Below are 16,943 nucleotides of genomic sequence, written 5' to 3'. Positions count from 1 at the left end.
CGGTCACACGATGAGCAAGACCAAGCGCGCGCTGATCATCAGCCATGGCCACCCCTCCTTCTCGCTGGGCGGGGGTGAGGTCGCCTCCTACAACCTGCACAACGGCCTGCACGACCTGCCGGGCTGGGAAAGCCACTATCTGGCCCGCGTGGCGCCGCCCATCGCCCAGCATCGCGGCTCCGCCCTGATGGCTCTGCGCCAGAAGGAGCGGGAGGTGCTGTATTACGCCAACGACTACGACCATTTCCGCCTGTCCAACCGCAACCTGCCGGGGCTGGAAAAGGACTTCGTCCGCTACGTCCGCGACCTTCAGCCCGACGTGGTGAACTTCCACCATTTCCTGGGCCTCGGGATCGAGACGATCCAGGCGGTGCGCCAAGCCTTGCCGCGCGTGCCCATCGTGGTGACGCTGCACGAGTACCTGTCGATCTGCCACCATCACGGCCAGATGGTGAAGACCAGCCGCAACGCGCTGTGCTACCGCGCCAGCCCGGCCGACTGCGCCGGCTGCTTCCCGCACATCGGCGAGGCGGAGTTCTTCAAGCGCGAGCTGTTTCTGAAGACGTTCCTGGAGCAGGCCGACTTCTACATCAGCCCGTCGAACTTCCTGATCGACCGCTATGTCGACTGGGGTCTGCCGCGCGAGAAGTTCCGCATGATCGAGAACGGCCTGACCATCGAGGGCATCGCCCCGCCGCGTCCGGTCACCCGCGCCGGCAAGCGCAACCGCTTCGCCTTCTTCGGTCAGCTGACCGAGTTCAAGGGCGCCCATCTGCTGGTGGAGGCGGTGTCGCGCATCTCCGACAAGGCCTGGGGCGAGGACGGTGCGCTGATGATCTTCGGCGGCAACCTGGAACGCCAGCCGGAAGCCTATCAGAAGCGCTTCAACGATGCGGTGGAGAAGGCCGGCGACCGGGTGCGCTTCTACGGCAGCTACCGCTCGGCCGAACTGCCGGGCCTGATGAAGGACGTCGACTGGATGATCATCCCGTCGATCTGGTGGGAGAACTCGCCTGTCGTCATCCAGGAGGCCTTCCTGCACGGCCGCCCGATCATCGCCAGCAACATCGGTGGCATGGCGGAGAAGGTGACCCACGGCGTCGACGGCCTGCATTTCCGCAACGGCAGCGTCGAGGATCTGGTGGACCGCATGACGGAGGCGCTGACCACGCCCGACCTGTGGGACCGCCTGCGCCTGCGCATTCGCCGCCCCATCGACCGCGCCGAGTGCGCGCGCCAGCACTCGGAGGTGTTCGACGCGCTGCTGGCCGCCAGCGGCGCCGCGCCGTCGATGCCAGAGCGCGCGGTGGCGCAGCGGGCGTGATAAGGGAATGTTGGAATGCGCTGTGATATTTTCGAATATCCAGAAGATTTGGTTGCGCATATCGTAGAAAAAATTGGTAATGTTGGATCGAAAATCGCAGGACTTGTATCGCATGTCCTGTGTGAAGATTCGATTTAGCCCGGCGGTGATCCGGGCATCATCCGCCCCTATTGTCGCCCAACCCAGGGAGAGCCGCCGTGGCCAACATTCTCGTCATGATTCCGTCGGGCGAAGTCTATGATCACGACTGCGTGCGTTGGTACAGCTACCAGGACATCCAGCGCAGTATCGATCACTACCACAACATCGGTGACGCGTTCGTCTTCGACTCCTCGTTGAAGCTGCTGACCTATGACAAGCTGGATGTGCTGGAGATCCGCGAGTTCCGCCAGGAGGTGGTCGACCGGATCAACGCGGAATACGATTATGTCTTCCTGCGCGGCAGCAACTACATCCACGATTCGATGGACTGGCCGGCGGCGACCATCCAGGTGCTCTCGAAGCTGCGCATCCCCGTCATCGCCTTCGGCGTCGGTGCCCAGGCGCCCGCCACCGGCAAGCTGACGCTGACCGAGGAAAGCAAGCGCATCTGGCGGATGATCGCCGACAAGTCGACGACGCTGGGCGTGCGCGGCACCTACACCGCCGAAGTGCTGTGGGATCTGGGCATCAAGAACACCCGCATCGTCGGCTGCCCGACCGCCTTCCGCAACCGCGACCCGGAACTGCGCATCGACCTGCCGGATCTGAACAGCGTGCGCAAGGTCGGCATCACCATGCGCCGCGAGGTCTCCAAGCATTATTCGCCGGATGTGCGGAAGTATCTGGAGCGCCACCGCGACTTCGTGAAGGACATCTCCCGCCGCTTCGACACCGTCCTGATGATGCAGGGCGAGGTGGAGGAAAAGAAGCTGCTGTGGGGCACCGAGGAGCAGAAGGCGGAGGCCTGGGCCCATCTGCATGACAGTGCCTGGCTGAAGCAGTGGTATTTCGACGACGAGATGGACGCGCTGTACCGCGAGCGCCTGTGGTATTCTGACGTCGTCGCCGACTATGAGAATCTGGTGCGGTCGAAGGATCTCGTGCTCGGCTATCGCCTGCACGGCAACCTGATGGCCCTGTCGAACGCCACGCCGTCGGTTTACTTCAGCTATGACAGCCGTACGGCGGAGTTCGCGGAAACCTTCGCGATCCCCTGCTACAACGTCTATTCGGACAAGCCCTTCGTCCTTGAGGAATATTGGGACCAGAGCCTGTTCGAGAAGTTCAACCGCACCTACTACCAGCGCTATCGCGACATGCGGGAGTTCCTGGACGAGAACTACGTGCCCCACCGCATGCCCAGCCACACTCTGCGACGCGCCACCGACCGCAAGGCAGCGTAAGCGCAAGCGCCCTCTCCAGCACAACAACCGGAAGCCGGTCCCATGTCCGCCACCGCCAAGATTGTCGAACTGTGCGAGACCACCCCCGTGGCCGATCCCATCGACGCACCGCAAGCGGCGGCCATCGTCGGTCATATCGACGCTCTGCAGGGTGGCCGGGTGTTCGGCTGGGCCTGGGACGGCAACCATCCGGCCGACCGGCTGGAGGTTGAACTGCGGCTGGAGCGGGACGGCGGACCGCCGGAAACCCTGGCGCGGGTGGCGGCCGACCGGCCGCGGCCCGATCTGGCCGGCGGCGGCATCGGCGACGGTGCCCATGCCTTCGAAGCGGAGGTGACCCTGCCGGAAGGCGCCGATCCCTCGCGGGTGGTGGCGGTGGTGCGGTCGCCATCCACCGGCGAGACGGCGACCTTTGCCCAGCCGAACCCGGAGGACCAGCGGCTCGACCGACTGCTGGCGCCGCATCTGCAGCGCATCGGCGAGCGGATCGACGCGCTCCGCCGCGACCAGCGCCAGCTTGCCGCCGCCCAGCAGACCATCGGCCGCCTGCTGCGCGATGCGGGCGAGGGGGTGACGGCCCTGCGCGCCGACGCCTCCCGCCTGGAAGCCGCACAGGGCGAGCGGTCGGACGCTCTGGCCGACTCCCTGCGCGAACTGACGGAGCGGGTCGGCGGGCTGGAGGTATTCCTGATGCGGATGGACCAGAGCCTGCGCGGCCTGGACAGCGCATCGGCGGAAAAGACGGACGGAGCGGGCTGGTCGCCGCTGCTGACGGTGCTGGGGTCGACGGCCGGCGCCTTCCTGGCGGTGTTGGTCGGATGGCTGGTGCTGCACTGAACCGGAAGGTTCCGCTAGACTGAAGGGTAGGCAACCGCGGGTGTCCCGGCGGTGTTGAACCTCCGCAGCTCCGCCGTCCCTTTTCCCGAGGGGCGTGCGGTGCCAACGACCGGAGCCTGCCCACCATGTACGCCCATCATGCTTGACGGAGTTCCCGTCGCCGATCCGTCGCCCGACGCGCCGCCCCCGGTTGCGGCGTCGTCCCCCGCCATGGTTTCCGTGCAGAGCGAAGGCGAACTGGCCGTTCGGCTGGCGGCACTCGCCCGCCGGCCCGGCGGCGTCCTGCTGCTTGCCCGCAGCGATTCCCGAGCCACCCGGCTGGCGCGACTGGCGGGCGACCTGTTCCCTGACCTCGATGTCGTCCTGCTGCCCATCGACGAGACGGCGGCCGGTGACCGTGCCGCGCCGTCGCGGGCCGTGCTGGGGCGTCGCGCCGCCGGCCTGATGCGGCTTGCCGAAGGGGGGAGGCCCGACGCCGGCCGGCTGGTCGTGGCCTCGGCCGATCTGGCCTTGCAGCGGCTGCCGCCGTCGGACGCCTGGGCGGGGGGACGCTTCCGCCTGACGCGGGGCATGGCGTATGACGAGACGGCGTGGCGCGGCTGGTTCGCCCGGACCGGCTATGTGCTGGACGACCGGGTGGACGAGCCCGGCGAGGTCGCGATCCGCGGCTCGGTGGTGGAGGTCTTCCCCGGCGACTGCGACCGCCCCGTCCGTTGCGACATCGCCGACGGCATCGTGCGCGAACTGCGCCTGTATGATCCGGTTTCCCAGAGGTCGGTGACGTCGATCGACGGGATCACGCTGGGCCCGGTCAGCGACCTGATCGTCGGGGCGGAGATGCTCGACCGGCTGGCGGCAAGCCTCGCCGGACTTGGGTCCACCCTGCCGGACGGTCTGCGGCGGCAGTTGGAGGAGGGCCGTCGCCCCTACGGCTTCGACCTTCAGCTTCCCAACGTCTTCGACGATTGCCCGCTGCTGCTCGACCTGCTGCCGGATGCTTTGGTCGTGCTGGATGCCGGCGCGCGCGATCGTATCGAGGCACGGGCCGACGATCTGGCCGCCGACAATCTGACCAATGCCGGGCCGGACCGGCGCATCCGCCGCGGTGATCCCTGCCTGCTGCCGGTCCCGGCACTGGAGCGCCGGCTGATCGACGCCGACATGCTGGAGGAGAAGCTGGCCACCCGCTCCGTGCTGTCGGTGGAGGTGAAGGCCGGTCCCACCATGGAGCCGATACGGACCGAACGAACGCTGCTGCGGCGCGCGGCGACCCTGGCCGGGGAGGGCAGGGCCGTACTGCTCGCCGCCCGTTCCGGCGGTGGTGCGGGCGAGGCCGACCGGCTGGCCGAACGGGCGTCTTCGGCATTGGGCCGCCCTGTGCCGCATCTGGACCGTTGGCCCGACCCGCCTCTGGCGGCAGGCGACTGCGCCGTGCTGCCGCTGCGGACCACCGACGGCTTCGTCTGCGACGGCATGACCGTTCTGGCGGCGCCGCGCCACGGCGAGGAGCGCGGCGGCGAGGCCCCGGCCCGGCCGCCGCTGGCCCCGTCGGAACTGGCGACCGGCGACTTCGTCGTGCATCTCGACTATGGCATCGGCCGGCTGATCGGGCTGGAGACCATCGCGTCCGGCGATGATGAGGATTCGACGGCGGATTTCCTGGTGTTGGACTACGCCCATGACGACCGGCTGCTGGTGCCGACGGCCGATTTCGACCGGCTGTGGCGCCATGGATCCGCCGACACCGGCGCCAGGCTCGATAGCCTGAAGAACGCCCATTGGCTGGAACGCCGGGCCGTGCTGGAGGCGGAGATCGCCGAGACCGCCAAGGGCATCCTGCGCGAGGCCCGCCGCCGCGCCCGCGAAGTGGCCCCGGTCATCGACCCGCCGGCCGACCGCATGCGCCGCTTCGGTGCCCGTTTCGGCTTCGATCCCACCGAAGGACAGCGGCGCGCCGTTCATGCCGTGCTGGACGCCATGCGCCGGGGGCATCCGATGGACCATCTGGTCTGCGCCGACGTCGGCTATGGCAAGACGGAGGTGGCCTTGCGCGCGGCGGCGGCGGTGGCGTTTGCCGGCCATCAGGTGGCGGTGATGGCACCGACTTCCGTCCTCGCCCGCCAGCATCTGGATGTGTTCCGACGCCGCTTCGCCGGCTTTGGCGTGACGGTGGAGCCGCTGACCGGCGCCATGACCAAGCCCGAGGCCGACCGCGTGCGCGCCGGGCTGGCCGACGGATCGGTGGACATCGTCATCGGCACGCATGCGCTGCTGTCCAAGGATATCCGGTTCGACCGCCTCGGCCTGATGGTGGTGGATGAGGAACAGCGCTTCGGCGCCGCCCAGAAGCAGGCGCTGAAGCGGCGCACCAAGGGCGTCCACAGTCTGGCGCTCAGCGCCACGCCGATCCCGCGCACGCTGCAGGGCGCCCTGGCGGGGCTGCGCGGGCTCAGCATCATCGACACGCCGCCGGCCCGCCGCCGGCCGGTGCGCACCGCCGTCACTCCGCGCGACCCGGCCACCGCCCGCGCCGCCCTGCTGCGCGAACTGGGGCGCGGCGGGCAGGCCTTCTGCGTCGCTCCGCGCATCGCCGACCTCGGTGAATTGGAGGCATGGATCCGCGGGCTGGTGCCGTCGGCCCGGATCGCGGTCGCGCATGGCCGGCTGGGCGCGGCGGCGCTGGACGATGCGGTGATGGGCTTCGTCGACGGCGAAAGCGACATCCTGCTGGCGACGCCGATCATCGAATCCGGCATCGACATCCCGCGCGCCAACACGCTGCTGCTGTTCCGCCCCGACCTGTTCGGGCTGGGCCAGCTGCACCAGCTGCGCGGCCGGGTCGGGCGGGGTGCGGTGCAGGGCTACGCCTATCTGTTGACAGACCCCGACCATCCGCTGGAGGAGCGGGCGGCGCGCCGGCTCGGCTCGCTGGAGGTGATCGAGAGCCTGGGCGGCGGCTTCGTGCTGAGCATGCTCGACCTCGACCAGCGTGGGGCGGGCGACCTGCTGGGCGAGGACCAGAGCGGCCATTTGCGTGCCGTGGGGACCGAACTCTACCAGCGCATCCTGGCCGATGCCCTGCGGGCACTGCGCCGCCAGTCCGACGACCGCTGGGACCCGGAGGTGACGGTCGCGGTGCCGCATTGCATCCCGTCCGCCTACATCCCGGAGGAGGAGCTGCGCATCGGCCTGCACCGCCGCATCGCCCGCACCCGCGAGGCGGGCGAGCTTGACGCCCTGCGCGAGGAGATGGAGGACCGCTTCGGCACACCGCCGGATCCGGTGGAGCGGCTGCTGGCCATCGCCGATCTGCGGTGCCGTTGCCGGGCGTTGGGCATCGCGTCGCTCGGCTGCGGCCCGGCGGGCGTGGCGGTGACCTTGCGGGGCGAGCGCGCCGCGGCAAAGGCCGTGACAGTGGCAAAGCGCTCCAAGGGCTTTCTGCGTGCCCAGGACGACCGGCTGTCCGCCGCGCTGGAGGCGCCGGACGCCGATGGCCGGATTGCCAACGCCGCCCGCGTGCTCGACTGCATCGAGGCGATCGTCCGCAAGGCGCAACGGCGAAAGCGGGGATAGGTCCGGTCAGTTGCAGGCGCGTGCGATGACCCGTGGCAGGATGGCGGTCAGCGCCAGGGTGTCGAAGCAATATTCCAGATACGCCGACCGCAGCCTCGCGCGGCGGTCGGCGTCGCCGGCCAGCGCGGAGAGCAGGCGCACCGCGTCGTCCTCGCCGGTGAAGGTCAGCTCGGTCTCGTGCTGTCCGAACAGTCGGGCGGTGTCGGCATGGCGCCAGCTCACCAGCAGCCCATTCCGTTTGACGATCTCCAGCGTCCTCGGGAAGATCGCCGTGTCGTAGGCGAGGCTGCCGAAATCCAGGCAGGCCGCCGCGGTGGGATAGGCGTTGCGCGGTGCCGCCGAAACCGGGCCGGATTTGAGGCCGAACCGCTCCCAACCATTGCCCCACAGCGAGAATCCATCGCCGAGGCCACGGCGCAACGCCGTGGCGAAGCGGCGCCGGTTCTCCACCGCGAAGGCGATGGTGAAGGCCCGATTGAACTCAAGGGTCCAGGCCGGATCCGCTGACCGGTCCGCCAGACCACAGGAATCCATGGCCTGCAGCCGGTGCAGCATCGGCCGCTCCATCATCGCCGCGGCCACCGCCTCAGCATTGCGTTGGATAGCCGGGGGAACCGGGTCGCGCCCGGACTCCAGATGCTCCGGCCAGCCCTGTCCCAGATAGAGGAAACGGTCGCGCGCCGACGCTTCGGCGTCGGCCCCGGCATCCGATTGCCCCTTCATCGCGGCATAGGGGTGGCGCCGCAGTCCGGGCGTGTCCTGCGCCATCCAGCGCTTGTAGAGGTCCACCGTTCCGTCCGCTGCCGGAGCGGTGCAGATCGTGCGATGAACCCCCAGCGGCTCGTGGAAGACCCGGCTCAGCCCCAGGCGGACGGCCTGCGCCGCCGAACCCTGGCACATGCACCACATGGAAACGTCGTTGTCGGCCATCCAGCGGTCGGCATCGCGGATCTGCTCCGCCGTGCCGGCGCCGATCTCCTCCAGCGGGTGCTTCAGGCAGATGTGGACGATGGCCGGCCCCTTGCCCGGTTGGCCACCGAACTGCGCGATGTAGGCGCGCAGCATCTCCACCGTCGGCCTGGGAATCTCGAACAGGTTCAGCACGAACAGGACGTCGATGCGGCGGTCGATCACATCCTGCGAGATGTCGGGCAGCGCCAGCACGGACTCGTGCCCCAGATCGACCAGGGCCGCATTGATGGACCACAGGATTTCCGACGTTCCCTGTCCGCAAAGCAGGAAGCGCATGCACTATCTCCGCGCTGCGAACAGGCCGGCAGCCTCGGCCATGTAGGCGGAGAGCTGTGCATTGTCGGCGCCCTCCCGCTCCACCGCGGCGATGCGGGCGCGGGCCTCCGTCCGCGCTTCGGCCAGCAGCGCCGGATCGCCAGCCAGGGCGGCGGCGCGGGCGACGAAAGCCGCGTCGTCGGCAACCAGGAAGGACGGACCGGCCACGCTGGCGACGTCTCCACCGTCGAAGGACAGCACCGGCACGCCGCCTGCCATCGCCTGCGCCGCCCCCGCTCCGCCGCCGGTGCGGCGCGGATTGACGAACAGGTCGCAGACCGACATCAGCGCCTCCATCCGGGCGACATGGCCGAGGCTGCGGAGTTGCCCGGCATGTCCGTCCGCAGCCAGCCGTCCGGGCAAAGTCTCCACCCCGCCGGCGAACAGCACCAGCGCCTGCGGCACGGCGTCCAGGATCCGCCCCAGCAGGTCCAGGAACGCGCCGTCGGCCTCGGCATCCAGGCGGTTGCCGACCACGACGCAGACGAACGCGGAGTCCGGCAGAGAGAACTCGGCGCGCGTGGCGGTGTCCCCCGTGCGGCGCAGCGACAGGCCGAAGCGCGACGGACGCCAGGACCGGGCAAGCCGCCCGTCGCCGGCCGGCGGCGCGTGGCCGCCGAAATCCAGCACGATGTCGGCAAGCGAGACGATCCGCCCGCTGGTCGTCGGGATGCACATCAGCGGACGCGCGCATTCCAGCAGGTCGGCGACGATCACCGAGCCGCCGAAGGCGATCGCCAGATCGGGGTCGAACGCCTCCACCGCCGACAGGAAACAGCCCAGCTTCTCCGCGGTGATGCCGGGCGCGGTGGACGACAGCATTCGGATCCGCTCGCCGCCGCAGCGGATCGTCTGCTCCCCCGACAGCCTCTCTTCCAGCGCGGCGGCGAAAGGCGGGACGAACGGGCTGTAATAGCGGTCCGGCATCATGTTGGTGTTGAGCACCAGGACCGTCCGGCCAAGGTCGCGCTGAAGCCGGACCGCCAGCAGCAGCAGGTCGCGCGACGGCTGGTGTTCGGCCGAAAGGAATTGGTTCGTCACGATGACGACCCGCCCGGTATCGGGCATCCCCGCCTGCCTTGCCGCCGGGGTCAGCCCCAGACGCAACGCGATCTGCCGCAGAAAGCGTTCGTAGAAGGCAAACAGGTGCTCCGCGACGAAATCGGGTACGGACGCCATATCCATGCGCATCAGGAAAAGCTGGCGCTGCATGGACCAGTAGATCTGGTTGATCCCCTCCAGCGACGCCAGATCCAGCACATTGTCCAGCATGTCCAGGATGTGCAGGTATCGCCGCAGGTCGCCGGACACGGCGGCCAGCGCCGATTCCCGCAGGATCGGGTCCAGGCCGATGGTCGCGGCGTCCAGCGCGTCCATCGCCCCGGCATCGCTGCCCAGTCCTGTCGCCCTCGCAGCTTCGCAGCTTTCCGAAATCGCCTTCAAAGCTTCCCCGGTCCCGGCCGGACCGTGCAGCCGGGCGATCAGGTCGGTCATCGTCGCGGCGTGGAAGTCGGAGGCATGCATCGTTCGAACGGTCCCGGTTGGCACGATGACCGCCGGCGGCGCCTCGACGGGCGGGACACGGTCAGCATCCGTTTCCACCCATAGGAGTGACGCCGCCGGGTGTCAATGCAATCATCCCGCGCCCTTCGGCGGCAAACAATATCGCCGTTGCCGCTCCTCGTACCGGCGGTGTTCGCCGGCCGCCGGCGGGTCGCTGCCAGCCGCGAAGATCCAATAGCCGATCCAGCCAGTCGGCGGCGGCGCCGAAGGAACTGCCCGACAGCCCCTGCCCTTCGTCCACGATGGCGTAGGCAGCCTGCGGGTCCACCAGCAAGGCGGCATCTCAGCCTTGCGATCCGGAGGCGCGGGTCCTCGCAAACCTCCAGATCGCCGCAGACCGGGATCGCCGCCGGCCGCCGTTACCAGGTCGGGAAGAACAGCAGCAGCAGGGCCAGTACGGCAAGGATACCCAGAATGCTCCACATGGCGGGGCGCCCCATGCCCCGAGAGGTGCCGGCCTTCGGGAGTTCAGTGCCCACTTTCCGGAAAGGGCCAGCCATCGTGTTTGCTCCTGACAGTGTCGATTTCGGTACTCAACAGGGCAAGACCGGCAAAGTTGCCGGTTCCGATCATGATCCCCCGTCCGGCACGAGAATGACCGCGCCATGCCGAACGGAGTTCCCTCAGCCACTTTTCGCCGTAACGCCAACGGGTTGATGACCGCGCGCGGTTTTCCCGCAGCCGAACGCAAAAAACCGCTTCCCAAGCACGCTTTCCGCATGCAAACTCTACGAGAGTGATAGAAAAAGCGCCGGATATACCACGAAAGAATATAGTGGAAATCGGCAGCCACCGAAGGAGGTCCCTGCCATGTCGCTTCGTCGTCTCACTCTTCTCGCCGCCGGCCTGACGGTGGCCTGGTTGGGTGTCGCCGCCGCGGATTCCAAGGATACGCTGCTGAACGTGTCCTACGATCCCACTAGGGAATTCTATGTCGAGTTCAACAAGGCCTTTGCCAAGACCTGGCAGGCGGAAACCGGCCGGATCCTGACCGTGCGTCAGTCGCATGGTGGATCGGGCAAGCAGGCCCGCTCGGTCATCGACGGGCTGGACGCGGACATCGTGACCCTGGCGCTTGGGTATGACATCGACGCCATCGCCGACGCCGGCCTGCTGCCGAAGGACTGGCAGAGCCGCCTGCCGAACAACAGCTCCCCCTACACCTCGACCATCGTGTTCCTGGTGAAGAAGGGCAATCCGAAGGGGATCAAGGACTGGAACGACCTCGTGAAGCCGGGCGTCCAGGTCATCACGCCCAACCCGAAGACCTCCGGTGGCGCGCGCTGGAACTATCTGGCGGCCTGGGCCTACGCGATGCAGGCCAACGGCAACGACGAGGCCAAGGCCAAGGAATTCGTGGCGGAGCTGCTGAAGAACGTCCCGGTTCTGGACAGCGGCGCCCGCGGCGCCACCGTGACCTTCACCCAGCGTGAAATCGGCGACGTCCTGCTGGCCTGGGAGAACGAGGCGTTTCTGTCGCTGCAGGAATTCGGCGCCGACAAGTTCGAGATCGTGGTTCCCAGCCTGTCGATCCTCGCCGAACCGCCGGTCGCCGTCGTCGACAAGGTCGTCGACCGCAAGGGAACCCGCAAGGTGGCGGAGGCTTATCTCCAGTTCCTCTACACCCGCGAAGGACAGGAGATCGCCGCCAAGAACTTCTACCGTCCGCGGTCGCCGGAACTGGCGGCCCAGTATGCGGGACGCTTCGCCGATGTTAAGCTGGTTACCATCGACCAATTCGGGGGTTGGCGTGCCGCACAGCAGAAGCACTTCTCGGACGGTGGTGTCTTCGACCAGATCTTCCAAAAGGGCCGTTGACCCATGGTCGCCGCTGCCGACAGCGACACCGCTCTGGCAGGAAAGGGGGACGCGGTGACGGTCCGCGCCCCCGTTCCCCTCTTCCGGAAGCCCAGCGTCCTTCCCGGTTTCGGGCTGACGCTGGGCTTCACGGTCAGCTATCTCAGCGTCATCGTGCTGGTTCCGCTGGCGGCGCTGATCGTCAGGTCTAGCGGTCTCGGCTGGAGCGGTTTCTGGTCGGCGGTGACGACGCCGCGGGTGCTGGCAGCCTTCGAGGTCAGTTTCGGGCTGTCATTCGCCGCCGCGCTGACCAATGCGATCTTCGGCTTCCTGGTCGCCTGGGTGCTGGTGCGCTACGACTTCCCCGGCAAGCGGTTGGTGGATGCGCTGGTCGATCTGCCCTTCGCCCTGCCGACGGCGGTGGCCGGCATCGCGCTCAGCGCGCTCTATGCCCCGAACGGCTGGCTGGGCAAGCCGTTGAACGAGCTGTTCGGTATGAAGGTCGCCTTCACGCCGCTCGGCATCGCCATCGCGCTGACCTTCATCGGGCTTCCCTTCGTCGTCCGCACCGTGCAGCCGATTCTCCAGGATCTGCCGCCGGAGGAGGAGGAGGCCGCGGCCTCGCTGGGTGCGTCGCGACTGCAGACCTTCGGCAGCGTCATCGTCCCGGCGATTATGCCGGCCCTGGTGACCGGCTTCGCACTGTCCTTCGCCCGCGGTATCGGTGAATACGGCTCGGTCATCTTCATCGCCGGGAACATGCCGGGCCTGACCGAAATCCTGCCGCTGCTGATCGTCATCAAGCTGGAGCAGTACGATTATGCCGGGGCAGCCGCGGTCGGCACGGCGATGCTGGCGGTGTCCTTCGTCATGCTCCTGATCCTCAATCTCCTCCAGCAATGGATGAGGTCACGCCATGCCCGCTGATACAAGCTTGACCGCCCCAGCCTCCATCGCGGTGGCGCCGGCCCGGTCGGCCCTGACCGAGCCGGCCTGGGTCCGCATTCTCCTGATCGGCGGTGCCCTGCTGTTCCTGGCGCTGTTCCTGCTGCTGCCCCTGGTGGCGGTGTTCGCGGAGGCTCTGCGCCACGGCTTCGACGCCTATTGGGTGGCGCTGACCGAACCGGACGCGGTCGCCGCCATCGAATTGACGCTGATCGTCGCCGCCATCTCGGTGCCGGCCAACCTGCTGTTCGGCGTCGCCGCATCCTGGTGCGTCGCCAAGTTCGATTTCCGCGGCAAGAACCTGCTGATCACGCTGATCGACCTGCCTTTCTCGGTGTCGCCGGTGATCTCGGGCCTGATCTATGTCCTGCTGTTCGGCATGAACGGGCTGTTCGGTGCCTATCTGCGCGACATGGGCATCCAGATCATCTTCGCCGTGCCGGGATTGGTGCTCGCCACCATCTTCGTCACCTTCCCCTTCGTGGCGCGCGAACTGATCCCGCTGATGCAGGAACAGGGCTCCGACGAGGAGGAGGCCGCGCTGGTGCTGGGCGCGTCCGGCTGGCAGACCTTCTGGCGGGTGACCATTCCCAACATCAAGTGGGGCCTGCTCTACGGCGTGCTGCTGTGCAACGCGCGCGCGATGGGCGAGTTCGGCGCGGTGTCGGTCGTCTCCGGCCATATCCGGGGCGAGACCAACACGATGCCGCTGCATGTCGAGATTCTCTACAACGAATACAACTTCGTCGCCGCCTTCGCGGTCGCCTCGCTCCTGGCCATGCTGGCGCTGGTCACGCTGGTCGTGAAGACCGCGCTGGAGTGGCGCTTCGGGGAAGAGCTGGCGGCGACCCGGCACTGATCGCCGGCAGGCAGAGGAAACGCAATCCATGGCGATCCAGGTTTCAGGCATCACCAAGCGCTTCAACGATTTCACCGCGCTCGACTCCGTCGATCTGGAAGTGAGGTCGGGGGAGCTTCTGGCCCTGCTCGGTCCCTCCGGCTCGGGCAAGACCACGCTGCTGCGCATCATGGCCGGGCTTGAAAGCCCCGACGCCGGCGGCCTGCTGCTGAATGGGGAGGAGGCGCTGGGGCTGAAGCCGCGCGACCGGCAGGTCGGCTTCGTCTTTCAGCATTACGCCCTGTTCCGCCACATGACCGTTTTCGACAATGTCGCCTTCGGTCTGAAGGTGCGGCCGCGCGGCCAGCGCCCAAGCTCGGCCGAGATCCGGCGGCGGGTGACCGAATTGCTGGATCTGGTGCAACTGTCGCCCTTCGCCGGTCGTTATCCCGCGCAACTGTCGGGCGGTCAGCGCCAGCGCGTCGCGCTCGCCCGCGCACTCGCCATCGAGCCGAAGGTGCTGCTGCTCGACGAGCCCTTCGGCGCGCTCGACGCCAAGGTCCGCAAGGAGCTGCGGCGCTGGCTGCGCAAGCTGCACGAAGACATCCACGTCACCTCCGTCTTCGTCACCCACGACCAGGAGGAGGCGCTTGAACTGGCCGACCGCGTGGTGGTGATGAACCAGGGTCGGATCGAGCAGATCGGAACCCCGGCGGAGGTCTACGATCACCCCGCGTCGGCCTTCGTCTATGAATTCCTCGGGCAGGTGAACCGGCTCGACTGCACGGTGGAAGGCGGCATCGCCCATGTCGGCGACGGCGCGCTCGCCATTGCGACCGATGGCGGGGTGCAGGGGCGGGCGGTGGCCTATGTTCGCCCGCACGATCTCGGCGTCACACCGGCCGTCGGTGGTCCGGCGCGCATCTCCGGCATCCATGTCGTCGGCCCGGACGCCCGCATCGACATCGACCTCGCCGGTCTGGCGCTGGAAGCGGAGATGGACCGCGAGCGCCTCGCCACGCTCGGCATCGTCGCCGGTGACCGCTGTGCCGTCCATATCGACCGGGCGCGGGTGTTCGCGCGGTAGGACCTTTATTCAGCCACCTTCTGCTCGGCCAGGGCGCGGTAATTGCCGTCCCGGTAGGATTTCAGGCTGAGGTCGATGGCGGCGGAATCGACGCCGGCGCTGCGCAGGACGAGGCCGGCCAATTGCAGGCTGGCCTCCATCGTCTCCGGCACGATGGCGCTGGCGCCGGCTCCCGTCAGCGTGGCGCTCTGCCCCAGATCATGGGCACGGGCGATGATCGGCAGCTTCGGGGCCGTCGCGTGGATCGCCTCCACCGCCCGGTGGGCGGCATCCGGCCGGTTCAGCGTGATGACGGCGGCCCGCGCCCGCTCGATCCCGGCGGCGCGCAGCACGGTGCCCTGGCTGGCGTCGCCGTAATAGACCGGCAGCCCGTCATGGCGGGCTGCGGCGATCCGCTGCGGCTCAAGGTCCAGCGCCACATAGGCGATGTTGTGCTCGGTCAGCAGCCTGGCCACCGCCTTGCCGACGCGGCCATAGCCGCAGATCAGCACATGGCTTTTCAGATCGCTGGTCTCGATTCCGAAGGCCTCGGCCCCCATCCGCGCTTCGATCAGCTGGGCCAGGCGCTGGGCGACCGCGCCGATCGCCGGCGTCACCGCCATGCTGAGCGCCACCGAGGAGGACAGCAGCAGGCCGGTATGACCGTCCAGAACCGACAGGCCGACCGCCTTGCCGACCAGGACGAAGGCGAACTCGCCGCCCTGCGACAGCAGCAATCCGATTCTGAGCGAGGTCGCCAGCCCAAGCCCCGACAGCCGGCACAGTACGAACAGCAGCAGGCTCTTGCCGACCAGCAGAGCGGCGGTCAGCGCTGCGATCGTCTCCGCCTCGGCGGCCATGGCCGGCAGGTCCAGCGACATGCCCACCGTCATGAAGAACAGCCCGAGCAGCAGCCCGCGGAACGGCTCGATATCCGCCTCGACCTGATGGCGATAGGCGGTGTCGGCCAGCAGCATGCCGGCCAGGAAGGCGCCCAGCGCCATCGACATGCCGGCCTCGGCCGTCAGCCAGCCGACCGCCAGGACAACGAACAGGTTGGTGGCGGTGAACAGCTCCGGGTTGCCGGCGGAGGCGATGAAGCGATAAGCCGGCCGCACGACGAAGCGGCCCAGCAGCATGATGACCAGGATCGCCGCCACCGCCTTCGCCGCGGCAAGCGCCAGCGCCAGCGGAATGCTGGCATCCGGATCGGCCAGCAGCGGCAGCAGGGTCAGCAGGGGAACGACCGCGAGATCCTGGAAGATCAGCACCGCAACGGAAATCCGGCCGAAGCGGGCGACCGTCTCTCCCCGCTCGACCAGCAGTTTCAGCACCGTGGCGGTGGAGGAGAAAGCCAGCATGCCGCCGACGATCAGGGCGGCTTCCGGCGAGAGCCCGAGCCACCAGGCGGCAAGGCCGATGGCGGCGCTGGTCAGCCCGACCTGCATCAACCCCAGCCCGAAGATGTAATGCCGCATGGCGCGCAGGCGCGAGACCGGCAATTCCAATCCGATGGCGAACAGCAGGAAGACGACGCCGAACTCCGACAGCACCTGGGGCACCGCCAGATCGACCACAGGCCCCGGCGTGTGCGGACCCAGCATCGCGCCCGCCACAAGATAACCCAGCACCGCCGGAATGCGCAGGGCCTGAAACAGCGGGACCACCAGGATCGCCGCCAGCAGCAGGAACAGGACGTCGAGCAGAAGGGTAGGGTCGTGCATGGCCGGATCGGGAAAGGGCAGGGGCGCCCCTGTATCGTCTCCCGCTCGCCTATCCCGCAAGTGCGATGGCACGGCACGGTCGCATTTCGCGGCTGGCCAGCCTGCTTCGATCTCGGGACAGGTGAGGTACCGCAAAATCGCAAGGCGGTCGCATTTTGTCCTGGACGAGCCGCGATCGGCTGCGTATATACCCGGCCCTCGACCGGCGGCGGCCTTGCGGAAGCGAAGACGCCGATTGCCGAGGCCCCGATGGATTGGGGCAGGGTCGTTTCCGCTCATTGCTCCGCCGACGCTTCGGTGGAGAGGCCGAAAAAAAGGGCTTGACCCGATCGGCTGAGAGAGCTAGAAAAGATGCCTGCCAGCGCAAACCGGTCGGTTTGCGCTCCTCCGATCTCAAATTGACGATGCATCGATCCGGTTCACCGGTCGATGATCTGTCGTGATCGGGCTGGATCTTGGACATTGTAGATCGTGAAGTCGAGAAGGGATGCGCAGGCGGCGGCAGTTGGTAGCCGTTGCGGCCTTGAGGTGTTGGGTTTCCGGAAGGGGATCGGCACAATGAGGATCGTCTGTGCATCTTTTGAGCAGAGAAACTGTAACAGTA

At 67.9% G+C, this 16,943-nt stretch carries 13 protein-coding genes; 8 read left to right on the top strand and 5 right to left on the bottom strand.

Going from position 1 to position 16,943, the window contains the following annotated elements:
- Positions 1-10: 10 nt before the first annotated feature.
- The 4 genes from FZ029_RS28230 to FZ029_RS28215 all read left to right on the top strand — a co-directional run bounded on the left by FZ029_RS28230 (position 11) and on the right by FZ029_RS28215 (position 7,119).
- The gene (locus tag FZ029_RS28230) at positions 11-1,324 is read left to right on the top strand and encodes a glycosyltransferase family 4 protein (RefSeq protein WP_149199406.1); all 1,314 of its coding nucleotides are present in this window, start codon (positions 11-13) and stop codon (positions 1,322-1,324) included.
- Between the two features lie 197 nt (positions 1,325-1,521).
- Positions 1,522-2,709, top strand: coding sequence for a polysaccharide pyruvyl transferase family protein (locus tag FZ029_RS28225; RefSeq protein WP_149273036.1), 1,188 nt, complete (start codon positions 1,522-1,524; stop codon positions 2,707-2,709).
- A gap of 42 nt (positions 2,710-2,751) precedes the next feature.
- Positions 2,752-3,546, top strand: a complete 795-nt coding sequence (locus tag FZ029_RS28220) for a hypothetical protein (protein ID WP_149273034.1) — start codon at positions 2,752-2,754, stop codon at positions 3,544-3,546.
- 138 nt (positions 3,547-3,684) lie between these two features.
- The gene (locus FZ029_RS28215; protein WP_149273033.1) at positions 3,685-7,119 is read left to right on the top strand and encodes a DEAD/DEAH box helicase; all 3,435 of its coding nucleotides are present in this window, start codon (positions 3,685-3,687) and stop codon (positions 7,117-7,119) included.
- Between the two features lie 6 nt (positions 7,120-7,125).
- Here the strand turns inward: FZ029_RS28215 and FZ029_RS28210 are convergent, their stop codons facing one another.
- The 3 genes from FZ029_RS28210 to FZ029_RS28200 all read right to left on the bottom strand — a co-directional run bounded on the left by FZ029_RS28210 (position 7,126) and on the right by FZ029_RS28200 (position 10,243).
- Complete coding sequence (locus tag FZ029_RS28210; protein WP_149273031.1) at positions 7,126-8,367, bottom strand: hypothetical protein; 1,242 nt, start codon at positions 8,365-8,367, stop codon at positions 7,126-7,128.
- 3 nt (positions 8,368-8,370) lie between these two features.
- A complete protein-coding gene (locus FZ029_RS28205; protein WP_149273029.1) occupies positions 8,371-9,930 on the bottom strand; it encodes a glycosyltransferase in 1,560 nt (519 codons plus the stop codon).
- A 61-nt stretch (positions 9,931-9,991) separates the two neighbouring features.
- Entirely contained in the window at positions 9,992-10,243 is a 252-nt protein-coding gene (locus tag FZ029_RS28200; RefSeq protein ID WP_149273027.1) for a hypothetical protein, read from the bottom strand.
- Between the two features lie 536 nt (positions 10,244-10,779).
- Here FZ029_RS28200 and FZ029_RS28195 point away from each other — a divergent pair.
- Genes FZ029_RS28195 through cysA form a run of 4 tightly spaced genes read left to right on the top strand, consistent with a single transcriptional unit; the run spans position 10,780 to position 14,636 of the window.
- Positions 10,780-11,787: a sulfate ABC transporter substrate-binding protein gene (locus tag FZ029_RS28195; RefSeq protein ID WP_149273025.1), complete on the top strand. Its 1,008-nt coding sequence runs from the start codon at positions 10,780-10,782 to the stop codon at positions 11,785-11,787.
- A gap of 3 nt (positions 11,788-11,790) precedes the next feature.
- Complete coding sequence (gene cysT / locus FZ029_RS28190; RefSeq protein WP_149273023.1) at positions 11,791-12,693, top strand: sulfate ABC transporter permease subunit CysT; 903 nt, start codon at positions 11,791-11,793, stop codon at positions 12,691-12,693.
- Positions 12,683-13,570, top strand: coding sequence for a sulfate ABC transporter permease subunit CysW (cysW, locus tag FZ029_RS28185; protein WP_149273021.1), 888 nt, complete (start codon positions 12,683-12,685; stop codon positions 13,568-13,570). Before cysT ends, cysW begins: the two co-directional genes overlap by 11 nt.
- A 28-nt stretch (positions 13,571-13,598) precedes the next feature.
- Entirely contained in the window at positions 13,599-14,636 is a 1,038-nt protein-coding gene (gene cysA, locus FZ029_RS28180) for a sulfate ABC transporter ATP-binding protein (protein ID WP_149273019.1), read from the top strand.
- A 5-nt stretch (positions 14,637-14,641) separates the two neighbouring features.
- Here the strand turns inward: cysA and FZ029_RS28175 are convergent, their stop codons facing one another.
- Together FZ029_RS28175 and FZ029_RS33395 are read right to left on the bottom strand one after the other, a co-directional pair.
- Positions 14,642-16,339, bottom strand: coding sequence for a monovalent cation:proton antiporter-2 (CPA2) family protein (locus FZ029_RS28175; protein WP_149273017.1), 1,698 nt, complete (start codon positions 16,337-16,339; stop codon positions 14,642-14,644).
- Between the two features lie 419 nt (positions 16,340-16,758).
- A partial coding sequence (locus tag FZ029_RS33395; protein WP_211104245.1) for a hypothetical protein occupies positions 16,759-16,943 on the bottom strand: 185 nt, incomplete at its 5' end.

Origin of the sequence: Azospirillum sp. Sh1 (genome assembly GCF_008365135.1) — a bacterium.
In the GTDB taxonomy this organism is placed as follows: Bacteria; Pseudomonadota; Alphaproteobacteria; order Azospirillales; family Azospirillaceae; genus Azospirillum; species Azospirillum oryzae.
Note: the sequence above shows the minus strand (reverse complement) of the source record. Positions and strands in the feature narration are given on the sequence as shown.